The 12,765-nt window shown below is 57.7% G+C and carries 12 protein-coding genes; 3 read left to right on the forward strand and 9 right to left on the reverse strand.

Going from position 1 to position 12,765, the window contains the following annotated elements:
- Window positions 1-38: 38 nt before the first annotated feature.
- From LF252_RS01775 to LF252_RS01810, 8 genes are all read right to left on the reverse strand, one after another.
- Entirely contained in the window at window positions 39-1,040 is a 1,002-nt protein-coding gene (locus LF252_RS01775) for a transporter (protein WP_226266731.1), read from the reverse strand.
- 117 nt (window positions 1,041-1,157) lie between these two features.
- The gene (locus tag LF252_RS01780) at window positions 1,158-2,216 is read right to left on the reverse strand and encodes a cytochrome-c peroxidase (protein ID WP_226266733.1); all 1,059 of its coding nucleotides are present in this window, start codon (window positions 2,214-2,216) and stop codon (window positions 1,158-1,160) included.
- Window positions 2,217-2,224: 8 nt separating this feature from the next.
- Window positions 2,225-2,992, reverse strand: a complete 768-nt coding sequence (locus LF252_RS01785; RefSeq protein ID WP_226266735.1) for an MbnP family protein — start codon at window positions 2,990-2,992, stop codon at window positions 2,225-2,227.
- Between the two features lie 115 nt (window positions 2,993-3,107).
- Window positions 3,108-3,485: a hypothetical protein gene (locus LF252_RS01790; RefSeq protein WP_226266736.1), complete on the reverse strand. Its 378-nt coding sequence runs from the start codon at window positions 3,483-3,485 to the stop codon at window positions 3,108-3,110.
- An 84-nt stretch (window positions 3,486-3,569) separates the two neighbouring features.
- Window positions 3,570-4,097, reverse strand: coding sequence for an NADPH-dependent FMN reductase (locus LF252_RS01795; RefSeq protein WP_226266738.1), 528 nt, complete (start codon window positions 4,095-4,097; stop codon window positions 3,570-3,572).
- 128 nt (window positions 4,098-4,225) lie between these two features.
- Complete coding sequence (locus LF252_RS01800; protein WP_226268701.1) at window positions 4,226-4,981, reverse strand: succinate dehydrogenase/fumarate reductase iron-sulfur subunit; 756 nt, start codon at window positions 4,979-4,981, stop codon at window positions 4,226-4,228.
- Between the two features lie 119 nt (window positions 4,982-5,100).
- Window positions 5,101-7,035 (reverse strand): fumarate reductase/succinate dehydrogenase flavoprotein subunit, encoded by a 1,935-nt coding sequence (locus LF252_RS01805; protein ID WP_226266741.1) that lies wholly within the window; start codon window positions 7,033-7,035, stop codon window positions 5,101-5,103.
- Window positions 7,036-7,054: 19 nt separating this feature from the next.
- Entirely contained in the window at window positions 7,055-7,729 is a 675-nt protein-coding gene (locus LF252_RS01810) for a succinate dehydrogenase cytochrome b subunit (RefSeq protein ID WP_226266743.1), read from the reverse strand.
- 1,386 nt (window positions 7,730-9,115) lie between these two features.
- Between LF252_RS01810 and LF252_RS01815 the strand changes: the two genes are divergently transcribed.
- From LF252_RS01815 to fabD, 3 genes are all read left to right on the forward strand, one after another.
- Window positions 9,116-10,822 carry a T9SS type B sorting domain-containing protein gene (locus LF252_RS01815; protein WP_226266745.1) on the forward strand — a complete coding sequence of 569 codons (1,707 nt, stop codon included), beginning with the start codon at window positions 9,116-9,118 and terminating at the stop codon, window positions 10,820-10,822.
- 71 nt (window positions 10,823-10,893) lie between these two features.
- Complete coding sequence (locus tag LF252_RS01820; protein WP_226266747.1) at window positions 10,894-11,214, forward strand: hypothetical protein; 321 nt, start codon at window positions 10,894-10,896, stop codon at window positions 11,212-11,214.
- A gap of 109 nt (window positions 11,215-11,323) precedes the next feature.
- A complete protein-coding gene (gene fabD / locus LF252_RS01825) occupies window positions 11,324-12,211 on the forward strand; it encodes an ACP S-malonyltransferase (protein WP_226266749.1) in 888 nt (295 codons plus the stop codon).
- A gap of 57 nt (window positions 12,212-12,268) precedes the next feature.
- Here the strand turns inward: fabD and folK are convergent, their stop codons facing one another.
- Complete coding sequence (gene folK, locus LF252_RS01830) at window positions 12,269-12,763, reverse strand: 2-amino-4-hydroxy-6-hydroxymethyldihydropteridine diphosphokinase (protein ID WP_226266751.1); 495 nt, start codon at window positions 12,761-12,763, stop codon at window positions 12,269-12,271.
- Window positions 12,764-12,765 lie beyond the last annotated feature (2 nt).

Genomic DNA, 12,765 nt, shown 5'->3' on the forward strand with positions numbered 1-12,765 from the left:
CCACTACCCGAATGACAGCCTACCGGCGGCTTAGGCTACTAGCGTAACAGATACTTGGTTTGTTTGAAGCTGTACCCAACCGATACAACCATACGGCCTGCGCTGGCGGGGTGGTCGGTGGAGGCAGTGTACACGGGTAGTTGAAAGCTGGTGTTCAACGAGAAGTTCTTATAGTACACATCCAGCCCCGGCCCCAAGAGGGCATTGTTCATGGCATGCTCGCCGGTAAGCTGGCCCTCGAAGGTTTCGCCTTTGGTCTTCTCGTAGAAAAACTGGGCTGAGGGATACAATTGCCACTGATTGCCGGCACCCAGCGCCACGCGGTAAAACAGGTTGGCAAACGTGGTGCTGCTCGGGGCTAAGCTTTCCTCAAAAGTGTTGCGCGTGGCCCGACGGTAGCTGCTGTTTAGGCTCAGCCCCACATTACGAAAGCTGCCGATGTAGTTGGCATACACAAATCCATCGGTGGTGCCGGTGCCGGGTTGGTTGAGCGTAGGGTAGCGGCGGCCCAGGGTATTGCGCCGCTGGTAATTGCCAGTGGGCAGTTTGGCGCCGCCGCCTACAATCAGGCGGCTCTGCACCCCGGCCGTTTCAATGGCCCGAATTAGATGGAAGCCCGCAAATACCGTTGCGTCGCCGATGCCGGCCAGGTTTAGGGTGGCCCCGTTGGCCCGCGCCGAATTCATCACGTAGGGCAAAAATGCGTTCAACTCCAGGCGCTTGCTCAAAAAGTATTTGCCCCGCAGCTCCACCACTCGGTAAATCTCATAGTCACTTGGGTCGCCTTTGTGTGAGTGGCGAAAACCTTCGTCCACGTGGTTAAGGGGACGGGAAATGAACGGTCGGGCCCCGGCCGGAAAGAACTGCGGCTGCTGGCCATAGCTCTGGTACCCATTGAAAACCCGGTAGCGGTGCATCAGGGCAAAGCCACTCTGGTTATCGTAGGGAGTGATGCCCATAAAACACCCGCAGATGTCACAGGCCCGGCCCGCCACGGCCAGCAACAGCAGCGGTATTACCAGAAGAAGAGTTTTTTTCATGGTTGAAAGTGTGCCCACGCTGCGCCCGTGCGCGGTTTGCTGCCCGAAAGCACAATTCAAATTACTTTATCGGGTTGCAAACCGCGCGAGATGGCGCAGAGGCAATGATGAGAGCAATTACTGGCTTTCGGCCAGCCGCTTGTCCGTAACAAAATCTGTGTCGGTGAGGGTCTGCAGGAAGTCCAGCAAATCCACCTTTTCATTCTCCGTAAGGGAAATACCCGGCCCGCCGGCAGTACGGCGGAATTGCTGGTCCAGCGTGGCTGATTCTACCATACCGCTGCTGTAGTGGTCGAGCACTTCTCGCAGCGTGCGGAAGCGCCCATCGTGCATGTAGGGTGGAGTAAGAGCCACATTGCGCAAGCTGGGTACCTTGAAGCGGCCCACATCCTGCGGCCGGCCCGTAATATGGGCCCGCCCCGAGTCAGCGGCGAAGGTGCGGTCCAAGCCGTTGTTGCGGTAGGTTTCGTCGGTAAACAACTCTCCCGCGTGACAAGAACCGCATTTCTGGCGCATTACAACCAGTCCCCGTAGCTCCGAAGCTGATAGTATCACGTCCTTTTCGTGCCGGGAGTACTGGTCGTATCGGGAGTTGCTGCTGGTGAGCGAAGCCGTGAACTGGGCCAAGGCCTTCAAAAACTGCTGTGAGGTGATGGGGCCCGGCCCGTACACCCGCGCAAACTGCTGCGGGTAGCGGGCATCGGCATTCAGTTTGCGCAGAATATTTTCCAGCGTTTCGTCCATCTCCACCGGGTTGGTAATGGGAGCCAGCGGCATGGTTTCGAGGTTTTTGGCCCCACCATCCCACAAAAACTCGCTGCGCCACCGCAAATTCTGCAGGGCTGGGGCGTTGCGGTTACCCAGCAGGTTGTCCACACCGTGGCTCACGCGGTGGTCCTGGTGGGCAAAGGCCACAAACTGCTGGTGGCAGCTGCCGCAGGAAATGTCGCCCGTGCGCGACAGGCGCGGGTCATAAAACAAGGTGCGGCCCAGCTCAAACGCCTCACGGGTGGGCGCATTCTGCTCGATACCGTACACCGGAGCCGGAAAGTTGGCCGGTACCGTGGTACCGGGCACTTCCCAGGCTGGCGCCACTTCCGCCTCGGGGGCGCAGGCGGCCAGCCCCAGTCCGGCCAGCCCAAACAGAACCAGCCGAACCATTGCAAAGCGCAGCATGCCGCTGCCTAGTTGGCGTGCACGTGGTCGACGCGGAACATACCCGCAGCCTGATTGTCAGCCACTTTCACCGAGTTGGCCCCGCCCATTGTGTTCGAGAGCGTGCTGAAATCAACGGGGTTCGGGCCCGTAAACATCTTCAACACGTCGGCCTGCAGGTGTACAGCCGGTGTGCGGTCCTTCCGGATCTGAATGGTGGCTCCGTTCAGGCTCGGCGACACCGTGCGAATGGTGTTGTTGGGCTTCTTGAAGCCCCCGATGTGGAACACCAGCTGCTTGTTGCCGCCAGCCTGCGGCGACGAACCCTCCAGCTTGGTAAAAATGTAGCCGGAGTTCCACGTCCAGAACATGCCATTAGTCGGGTCAAGCGCGCCGGTTTGCGCCCCCGATACGTTCCGGGTGCTGTCAACGCCAATGGTGAACGTGAGACTGGTGTAGTCGCCGGCCGGTACGTCCGTCAGCGTGAACATTTTGGTTTTGGCGTCCGATTCTTTTACCAAGTGGTAGCTCTCCGGCTCAGCGTATTCAGTGCCATCGGCCTTTTTGAGCTTGATGTTGGAGAGGTAGTAGTTGAAGGTAGAAACGGTGAACTGCTGGCCCAGCGGCGTGGTATACGTGCTGGTGTTGAGGGTAAGCGGCGTGTTGCCTACCAAGTGGTCCATTTCAATATCGAGGGGGCCGATAGCAGGAGTTACGCTGTCAGCGTCGTCTTTGCAGGCGCTGAACAGGGTGGCAAGAGAGGCAACAAACAGGAAAGTAAACGAGCGAAATTTCATCGGGAAAAAGCCAAAAGCTGAAAACAGGAGAATACAGCCGCTCCGGCCACTCCGGCAGGAGGAGGGCCAACGGCAAACCTCAGCCCCTATAGGGCCGGGTACTTCCAGAAATCAGCTAGGCTGCGGGCGGGTGAAACACACCGAATACCGGCGAAAAGGCGTAGCAGCTGGCTATGCGGGGCGCAAACTGCCGCACCGGGGCAAAGGCCACCTGCAGCGGCTGCGGCACAAAGTGCGGCTGCGGAGCCAGCACCTCATACTTCACTTTGGCAAAGCCGCCGGCCGGAGCTTTACTATCAGCGTCGGAGGCTTTGCGCAGTTGTTTACTTAGGTGGCACTTGCCGTTGCAATGCAGCCGGGGCTTGTCTTTGTTCACGCAGAACAGCTGCGTAATTTCCGCTTTACGGGCCTGATAATCCAGTACCAGCAACTCCCGACTAAACGTCTGGAGCACCACCAGGGTACACAGGAAAAAGGCGAAAACGCGGGTCATCCTACAGGCCACCAACTCAACAATGCGGCCGCAAGTTAGGGCGCAATCAGCAGTAATCGGCCAGAAATCGACAAAAAACGCGCATCAGAAACCGATGAGCTGTTCCGTTTGCTCCTGCAGCAACTGCTGGTACAGCGGCTCCGAGAGGGTACCGTCTTCGGCTAAGTACTTATCAATGAGTGGCAGCCGGACCCGCTGGGGAAGCACAGCCGTGCCAAGGTACATAAGCACGTCGGTAAGGTGATTCAGGGCCAGTACACCGCCCTGGGTGCCCGTGCTCAGGCCCACCAACGCTGCTTTTTTACCCCGAATGCCGCCAGGGTAGGGCAGGCCGTCGATGAAGGATTTGAGCACGCCCGGGAATGAGCAGTTGTACTCTGGCACTACAAAAACCAGCTTCTCGGCCTGCTCCGCCATGCGCACTAGCTGGTTGAACTCCGGATGCTGCCCGGTATTGTGGTATAGAGCCGTAGTAGTGAAATCCAGCGGAAGCTGCAGCAAGTCCAGAATCTGGGCTTCCACGCCCTGGGCAGCTAGCATGTTCAGGTATAGGTCGGCTACGCGCCGGGCGCGGGAGTTGGGGCGGTTGGTGCCGGCAATAATGGTTACCATGCGGGAGATAAGTAGGAAACAGCGGGCCAATGGTAGCACTAGCCGGCAGCAAGGTTACTGAAAAACAAGAAGGCGAAACGGAAATCCGCTTCGCCTTCTGAGAAATCCTAGGGTATAACCCCGAAACCTTACGCCAGGTTATTGGAAGTTGCCTTGGCAGCCAGGAATTCGTGGTTCAGGATGGCAATGTTTTCCAGCGAAATGCCCACGGGGCACTCAGCGGCGCAGCTACCAATGTTGGTGCAGGCACCAAAGCCTTCCTTGTCCATCTGGGCTACCATGTTTTCCACGCGGGTTTTGCGCTCCACGTGGCCCTGGGGCAGCAACGCCAACTGGCTCACCTTGGCCGATACGAACAGCATAGCTGAGGCATTTTTGCACGAGGCCACGCAGGCACCGCAACCAATGCAGGTAGCAGCTTCGAAAGCACGGTCGGCAATTTCCTTCGGAATCGGAATTTCGTTGGCGTCGGGGGTACCACCGGTGTTCACCGATACGTAGCCACCGGCCTGAATAATCCGGTCGAAGGCTGAGCGGTCCACGCTCAGGTCTTTGTTTACGGGGAAAGCCGCAGCGCGCCAGGGTTCAATGGTGATGGTATCACCGTCGCTGAACTTACGCATGTGCAGCTGGCAGGTAGTAGTGCCCGCCTCGGGGCCATGGGCGCGGCCGTTGATGAACAGGTTGCACGAGCCGCAGATGCCTTCGCGGCAGTCGTGGTCGAAGGCAACCGGCTCCTCGCCTTTGCGCAGCAGGTCTTCGTTCAGCACATCCAGCATTTCCAGGAACGACATATCGGGCGAAATGTCCTTTACCTGGTAATCTACGATGGCGCCTTGGGTGTTACGATTCTTCTGCCGCCACACCTTCAGCGTCAGATTCATCGGTTTGGCATTGGGGTTACTTCCAGCCATTGTATGTTGAGAGTATTGAGTAGTGAGTATTAGGTAGTGAGAAAGGGTGGGTATTGAGCAAGGAAATTCTCGCTACCCACTACTCACTACTACTTGTAGCTACGCTGCGTGAGCTTCACGTTTTCAAACTTCAGCTCCTCCTTGTTCAGGATTTCGGGCTGGTTTTCGCCCACGTACTGCCAGGCAGCTACATACGCGTAGTTCTCATCGTCACGCAGGGCTTCACCTTCGGGCGTCTGGTATTCCTCGCGGAAGTGACCACCGCAGCTTTCGTTGCGGTTGTAGGCATCATCTACCATCAGCTCGCCCAGCTCCAGGAAGTCGGCTACGCGGCCGGCTTTCTCCAGGGCCTGGTTCATCTCAGCTTCAGTGCCTACCAGCTTCAGGTCGCTCCAGAACTCCTTGCGCAGCTTCTGAATCTCCTTTTTCGCGTGCTGCAGGCCTTCAGCCGTACGTGCCATGCCGCAGTATTCCCACATGATGTGGCCCAGGGCCTTGTGGAAATCATCGGGAGTGCGCGTACCGTTGATGCTCATCAGCTTCTGAATACGGGCCCGTACCTCCGCCTCCGCTTCTTTGAAAGCGGGGTGGTCGGTAGTAACCGGTTTGGGCGGAGTCTGAGCCAAGTAATCCCCAATGGTGTAAGGAATTACGAAGTACCCATCGGCCAGTCCCTGCATCAGCGCCGAAGCGCCAAGGCGGTTGGCACCGTGGTCGGAGAAGTTACACTCACCGGTAGCGTACAAGCCGGGAATGGTGGTTTGCAGGTTGTAATCTACCCAGAGGCCACCCATGGTGTAGTGCACGGCCGGGTAAATGCGCATGGGCTGCTCGTAGGGATTTTCGCCGGTGATTTTGGCGTACATATCGAACAGGTTACCGTACTTCTGGCTTACCCACTCGGCCCCGTTGCGCTTGATGGCATCGGCGAAGTCGAGATACACAGCCAGGCCCGACGAGCCCACGCCACGACCCTCGTCGCACATTTGCTTGGCGTTCCGCGACGCCACGTCGCGGGGTACCAGGTTACCGAAAGCCGGGTATTTGCGCTCCAGGAAGTAGTCACGCTCCTCCTCCGGAATGTCCTGCACCCGAATCTGGCCGGCGCGCAGGCGCTCAGCGGTTTCCTTTGAGGCCGGTACCCATACGCGCCCGTCGTTGCGCAGCGACTCCGACATCAGCGTCAGCTTCGACTGGTAGTCGCCCGAAACCGGGATACAGGTGGGGTGAATCTGCGTGAAGCAGGGGTTGGCGAAGTAAGCGCCCTTTTTGTGGGCCCGCCACGGAGCGGTTACGTTGCAATACTTCGCGTTGGTGCTCAGGTAGAACACGTTGCCGTAACCACCGGTGGCCAGCACCACGGCGTGGGCCGAGTGCTGCTCAATTTCGCCGTTGATGAGGTTGCGGGTGATAATGCCGCGGGCCTGGCCGTCAACTACCACCACGTCCAGCATTTCGGAACGGGTGTAGAGCTTCACTTTGCCGTACGCCACCTGGCGCGAGAGGGCCGAGTAGGCACCCAGCAGCAACTGCTGTCCGGTTTGGCCGCGGGCGTAGAACGTGCGGCTTACCTGGGCACCCCCGAACGAGCGGTTGGCCAGCAGTCCGCCGTACTCGCGGGCGAAGGGCACACCCTGGGCCACGCACTGGTCGATGATGTTTACCGATACCTGGGCCAGCCGGTACACGTTGGCTTCCCGGGCGCGGTAGTCACCGCCCTTGATGGTGTCATAGAACAGGCGGAACACCGAGTCCCCGTCGTTCTGGTAGTTTTTGGCAGCGTTGATACCACCCTGCGCGGCAATGGAGTGCGCGCGGCGGGGCGAGTCGTGGTACGTGAAGGCCTTCACGTTGTAGCCCAGCTCGGCCAGGGAAGCCGCAGCCGAAGCGCCGGCTAGGCCGGTGCCAACTACGATAACGTCGTATTTCCGCTTGTTGGCGGGGTTTACGAGCTTAACATTAAACTTATGCTTGTCCCACTTTTCGGCCAACGGGCCTTCGGGAATTTTGGAATCCGGAAACATCGGCTGTCGAGTTTAGGAATTACTTGACGAAGTAGAAGTAGAGCGGCATGGCGGCAAAAGCAGCGCACACGATGATGGAGAAAGCATAGCCTACAAACTTCACGGCGGGCGTGTACTTGCGGTGCGTGAGGCCCAGCGTCTGGAAGGCGCTGCTGAAGCCGTGCAGCAAGTGATAGAGCAGGGCAAACTGGGCTACCACGTACAACGCTACGTAGATGGGGTTGTGGAATGCTTCCAGAACCAGCGCGTAAGCATCCTCGTTCCCGTTGGCATCACGCGGTACGTCCGTGAAACGCAGCGAACCAAAGAAGTTGTAGAGGTGCACAATCAGGAAGAACAGCACAATGGAGCCCAGCATAGCCATGCTGCGCGAGTGCCAAGAGCTGTTTTGCTCAATGTGGTTGGAAACGTAGCCCTGGCCACCGCGGGCGGCGCGGTTTTTAGCAGCCAGCGCTAGGCCTTCGTAGATGTGGAAACCAAAACCCAGCACCAGCACTATTTCCAGTGTGCGAATGATAGGGTTATGGCCCATGAACTCAGAATAGGCATTGAATGCCACGCCATTATCGGCCTTGAAAAGCTGCAGGTTGCCCACCAAGTGAACTACCAGGAAAGAGCAGAGGAACAGGCCGGTTACGGCCATGATGATTTTGCGGCCGATGCTGCTGGAAAAGGTTTTTGAAATCCAACTCATAGAGAGCTACTAAAGGGGTTTGGGTAGGTCGGTATGACGGCCAAAGGTAGCCCCCAACCAAACAGGAAACAATCTAGATAAGGGAAGCGCGTTCTAGTGAATCTATCCCGCGCCAACTCCGTTAGTACTTTGCGCTGGATTATAACCGCCCACCGCTTTTTTTGTTAGGTTCCTGACCGGTTTTTGCTGACCTTCCTTTCCGCCTGTTCTCCCGCCTTCAAAGCCGCTGAGTATATGAGTATTCCCTTACGTAATCGTGCTGTACAGCAGTGGCTGGCCGGCCTATTCTTGTTGATTGGCTGGCTGGGGTGCACAACGGTGGCACAGGCCACGCACTTGCGAGCCGGTGATATTCAGTCCCGAACTGACCCGAACAATCCGCGTCACATATTCTTTACGCTGGTTCTATATACGGCTGTTGAACGACCTACCGGTGGCCCTGCTGCCGATGCTCCTACGGCGGCGATTTACTTTGGTGATAATACGTGTGCCGTCGGTGACAATGCAATACCGCGTGTGGTTAATAGCAAACAGCTGCTTGCCTCGGGCGATACCTACCGCAACGTATACACGTTTGAGCATACGTACAATTCACCGGGAACGTATAAGGTTGTATATCTGGATATAAATCGGTACGAGAGCGTCGTAAATGCTCCCAATTCCGGTAATGAATCTTTCTATATTTATACATCAGTTACTATTGATCCGTTTCTGCAAAACCGCTCACCTGTATTGCAGGCTGAGCCTATTGATAAGGCATCTGTTCGGCAAGTATTTCTCCATAATCCATCGGCGTATGACGCCGATGGGGACTCGCTGATTTTTGAGCTGCTGCCCAGCCAGCAAGCAAGAGCCACCGCGTGTGCAACAACGGCAACTCAACTCAGTGGATTCTCTTTTCCGAATGATCCGATAAACGGAAACGCGCGGCAGGTTGAGTATAGCGGCCCTCCGGCAGGGATTCCTGATGCTCCGGCTATTTTCGTACAGGATCGATTTACCGGGCAGATTGTATGGAACTCCCCTATTCAGCAGGGGGTGTACAACATTGCATTCGTAGTACGGGAGTATCGTCGTATTCCTGGAACCAGGGCCCGGCTTATTGGGGAGGTAGTGCGGGATATGCAGATTTTTGTTCGCGCTACCCCCAATCTACGTCCTACTATTGTGGTACCCAACGATATCTGCGTAATAGCCGGTAATCCTGTTCCAAATGGAATAGTAACGGCCACTGACCCAGATAATAACCCAATTACTCTGGAGGCATTCGGAGGAATGTTGCCCACTCCTGGTTCGTTTACACAAACCAGCGTTGGCCCTCCCACAGCACAGGGTGTATTCAGATGGACGCCGACCTGTGCTGATATCCGCGCGGAACCGTATCAGGTGCTGTTCAAGGCTACTGACCGGCCAGCTGCCGGGCAAACAGCTCTTATTGACGAACGGGTGTGGCGTATCAGGGTGGTGGGGCCCGCTCCGCAAAACCTACGCACCGCTCTGCAAGGCAGTACGGCCCGCCTCGACTGGGACAGCTACAGCTGCCAGAATGCCGGTGCCCAGATTCTGATTTTCCGCCGCGAGAATTCGTATCCTTTCACTCCCGGACCTTGCGAAACCGGCCTGCCCGCTGCGGCTGGCTATACGCAGGTTGGCTCAGTGAGCGTGGGCTCCCGGACATTCCTGGATGATAATAATGGCCGAGGCCTTGACCGGGGCAAAACCTATTGCTACCGCATTTACGTGCAGTTTGCCTCGCCCGGGTTGGGAGCCAGCATTGCCTCCAACGAATCGTGTGTGTCGTTGACGGGGCGCTCGGCCCGGCTCACCAATGTCACTGTTGACCGGACGGATGCTATCAATGGGCAGATTACCGTGCGGTGGACGAAGCCTACTTCTTCTACCGGCTTCGGGGCCACGCGCGGATATCGGCTGTTCCGGGCCATGGGGCAGAATCCGGTAGCCGCCGACTTTACGCAGGTATACACCAGCTCCAATCTGGATGATACCACCTTTGTAAACACAGACCTGAACACCACAGCCAACGCGTACTCGTACCGGCTGGATTTCTACAACGTGGCAACGGCTAATGCTTCTGAAACGGTGGAAGTAGCCGGGCCAGCCTCCAGCGTGCGGGTAAATGGCACCCCTGATCCGGTAGCAAACACTATTTCAGTGTCTTGGACGTACCAGGTTCCGTGGGATAATACCAAACGCCCCACCACCGTGTACCGGCGGGAAAGCACGGGTACTTTCCGGCCCATTGCCAAGGTGACGGGTACTACCACCGGTGGCACCTACGTGGATCGGGGCACGGTAGGCGGCCCGTTGGTGAAAGGGCGCACCTACTGCTACTACGTTAAAACCAATGGCACCTACGACGCCACCCGGCCCGATTCGCTCATCAACCTCAGCCAGGAACAGTGCGTGGCCCTGCTGACTATTCCGTGTACGCCGGTGCTTAAGCTGAAAGCCACCAATTGTGACAGCTTGGCCAGCCGCCTGTTTGATTTGCCGGTAACGCCTTTGGGCGGGCAGGTATACACCAATTACCTGAGCTGGACGCTCAGTAATCTGCCCACAGCCGATTGCAACAGGAACATCGTGTCGTTTATCATCTACTACGCAGCCACTGATGCAGAGCCGTTGCAGGAACTGGCGCGGGTACCAGGCAGTCAGTTTACGTTCGAACACCGGAATCTGGCCTCGGCCCAGGGCTGCTACGCCGTGCAGGCCGTGGATGATAATGGCGCCGTGAGCGCCTTGAGCAACAAAGAGTGCAAGGACAACTGTCTGTTGTTCTTGTTACCTAACATTTTCACTCCCAATGGTGACGGCAAGAATGATACCTTCCGGCCCAAAGTATTCAGCCCCATCGAGCGCACCAGCATCAAAATCTTCAACCGCTGGGGTACCAAAGTGTACGAAAGCGACAAAGACCCGCTGATTAACTGGACGGGGGGCGGCAGTGGCTCGGAGAGTAACTCCAACGGTCGGGTCTCCGATGGCATGTACTTCTACCAGGCTGACGTGGAGTTCCGGGACGCCAACCGCACCAAGCGCACCTTTAAAGGCTGGGTGCAGATAAACCGCTAACTGCGGTACCAGCTTTGCGTAAAACTCCGGGCTCGTTCAGGTAGAACGAGCCCGGAGTTTTTTATTTGAGTATGAAATACACCATCCTTCTAAGCGCGTGGCTGCTGGCCGCCTGCAACCCGGCGCAAACCGCCTCAACCTCCGAGCAGCCTGCCGCGCCGGCCGTTGCCGAAGCTACTACTCAGGAACAGGCCGCTACCATAGCCACGCGCTACTTCCGGACCCAGACTGACTCGGCGGAGTACCTGCTGCCCACGCTACGGGTGATGGACGCTGGCGACAACTGGCAGGTACTGGTGAAGCGCCGCGACCGGGTAGGCCGCATGCCCGATGGCAGCGCCATTGATATTGAGAAAAGCACGGGGCGCGTCAGCCCGGTACGGGTAAAGTAACCAGCGGAGTACCTGCGTTGTGCATTCGGGCGGTTTTCTGCAGCTTGCAGCTTCATTGAATCCGGCCGAAGCAGCGCCATCCGTTGCCCGGCCGCCAAAACCACCGATGATGAAAGCAGTTATTTTTCCTGGCCAGGGTAGCCAGTTCAGCGGCATGGGCCGTGACTTGTACGAGCAACATCCAGAGGCCAAGCGCCTGATGGACCAAGCCAACGATATTCTGGGCTTTTCGCTGACGGACGTGATGTTTGCGGGCTCAGAGGAGGACTTGCGCCGGACCGATGTTACCCAACCGGCCATCTTTCTGCACTCCGTAGCCCTGGCCGCTGTGCTGCCCGATTTTCGGCCCGATATGGTAGCCGGACACTCGCTGGGCGAGTTTTCGGCGCTGGTGGCAGCCAAAGTGTTGCGTTTCGAGGATGCCCTGCGGCTGGTGTCGAAACGGGCCCAGGCTATGCAGGCCGCCTGCCAGGAACAGCCGGGTACCATGGCGGCCATTCTGGGTCTGGATGACGATACCACGGCCCGCATCTGCGAGGAAATTACGGCGGGCGGCAACGTGGTGGTAGCGGCCAATTATAACTGTCCCGGCCAGTTGGTAGTGTCCGGCTCCCAGCGGGGTATTGAGCTGGCCTGTGAGCAGCTAAAAGCCGCTGGTGCTAAGCGCGCTTTGCCGCTGCCGGTGGGTGGAGCCTTCCACTCGCCGCTGATGAAATCGGCCGAAACAGCATTGGCCGAAGCCATTGCCCAAACCACCTTCTCGGCCGGTATCTGCCCCGTGTATCAGAACGTGGATGCGGCTCCGCATACCAACCCCGACGAAATTCGGGAAAACCTGGTGCGCCAGCTCACGGCCCCGGTTCGCTGGACGCAGAGCGTGCAGCGCATGGTGCAGGACGGTGCCACCGAGTTTGTGGAGTGCGGCCCTGGCAAAGTACTACAGGGCCTGGTAAAGAAAATCGCCCCGGAGGCAGCTGTCAGCTCAGCGGCAGTCTAGTACTCGGTCTGTAGAATCAAAAAAGGCCCGCTGAATATCCGGCGGGCCTTTTTTGATTCAGTCTTTGGAGGAAGAAATTTGCTTAACCGGCAGCGTATCCGTGCAGCGCTGTAGTAGCTCACTTATGGTTTGCTGCAGCACGGGGTGCAGCAGCACAGGAGCAATTTCAGCTAGGGGCACCAAGGCAAACCGGCGTTCCGGCAGGCGCGGATGCGGCAGCTGCAGGCAGGGCGTGCCAAGCACAAGGGCATCGTACAGTAGAATATCCACGTCCAGCGTGCGGGCTCCCCAACGGATCAGCCGTTCCCGGCCGGCTTGTTGTTCGGTGGCTTGGCAGGCTTGTAGCAGCTCTTCCGGCGAGAGGGTGGTACGCAACTGCACGGCCTGGTTCAGAAAAGCCGGCTGGTCTTCCAAGCCCCAGGCCGCCGTTTCGTACAAACCTGAAACAGCCTCAATGTGTCCGGTAGTAGCTCCAAGCTGGTGCACGGCTTCGCGCAGAACGGCGGCTCGGTCGCCGAGGTTAGAGCCGAGCAGGAGGTAAGCGGTAGGCATCT

This window comes from Hymenobacter pini, assembly GCF_020421205.1.
In the GTDB taxonomy this organism is placed as follows: domain Bacteria; phylum Bacteroidota; class Bacteroidia; order Cytophagales; family Hymenobacteraceae; genus Hymenobacter; species Hymenobacter pini.

Coding starts and splice junctions, on each gene's coding strand:
- LF252_RS01775 (WP_226266731.1), bottom strand. CDS start 1,040: ATGAAAAAAACTCTTCTTCTGGTAATACCGCTGCTGTTGCTGGCCGTG.
- LF252_RS01780 (WP_226266733.1), bottom strand. CDS start 2,216: ATGCTGCGCTTTGCAATGGTTCGGCTGGTTCTGTTTGGGCTGGCCGGA.
- LF252_RS01785 (WP_226266735.1), bottom strand. CDS start 2,992: ATGAAATTTCGCTCGTTTACTTTCCTGTTTGTTGCCTCTCTTGCCACC.
- LF252_RS01790 (WP_226266736.1), bottom strand. CDS start 3,485: ATGACCCGCGTTTTCGCCTTTTTCCTGTGTACCCTGGTGGTGCTCCAG.
- LF252_RS01795 (WP_226266738.1), bottom strand. CDS start 4,097: ATGGTAACCATTATTGCCGGCACCAACCGCCCCAACTCCCGCGCCCGG.
- LF252_RS01800 (WP_226268701.1), bottom strand. CDS start 4,981: ATGAATCTGACGCTGAAGGTGTGGCGGCAGAAGAATCGTAACACCCAA.
- LF252_RS01805 (WP_226266741.1), bottom strand. CDS start 7,035: ATGTTTCCGGATTCCAAAATTCCCGAAGGCCCGTTGGCCGAAAAGTGG.
- LF252_RS01810 (WP_226266743.1), bottom strand. CDS start 7,729: ATGAGTTGGATTTCAAAAACCTTTTCCAGCAGCATCGGCCGCAAAATC.
- LF252_RS01820 (WP_226266747.1), top strand. CDS start 10,894: ATGAAATACACCATCCTTCTAAGCGCGTGGCTGCTGGCCGCCTGCAAC.
- fabD (WP_226266749.1), top strand. CDS start 11,324: ATGAAAGCAGTTATTTTTCCTGGCCAGGGTAGCCAGTTCAGCGGCATG.
- folK (WP_226266751.1), bottom strand. CDS start 12,763: ATGCCTACCGCTTACCTCCTGCTCGGCTCTAACCTCGGCGACCGAGCC.